At 66.8% G+C, this 244-nt stretch carries 1 protein-coding gene; it reads right to left on the bottom strand.

The features are described 5' to 3' along the window. On the bottom strand, positions 1-244 hold a 244-nt coding region (locus tag WFG93_RS13935), incomplete at both ends, for a cell wall-binding repeat-containing protein (RefSeq protein WP_336646936.1).

Here is a 244-nt window from a genome sequence, read left to right as displayed (position 1 = left end):
GGCCGTGAACGACTTCAGCTGAGACTGCACCGCGACGCTGACCGCACCGTTTCCACCGAGGATCACGATCTTCTTCGGCTTCAGCCGCTTCAGCTCCGCACTGATCGCATCTGGGATCGAACCCGCAGCGACGAGCAGCACGGGCCCCTTGTTCATCCCCGCCACCGGAGCCCCCGACAGCGCGTCGGGGAACGTCGCACCATTCGCCACGTACGCCACCGGCACACCGGCGCCGAACGATGCC

Origin of the sequence: Microbacterium sp. USHLN186 (genome assembly GCF_037145155.1) — a bacterium.
In the GTDB taxonomy this organism is placed as follows: Bacteria; Actinomycetota; Actinomycetes; order Actinomycetales; family Microbacteriaceae; genus Microbacterium.
This window is presented reverse-complemented; position numbering and strand designations above follow the sequence as displayed.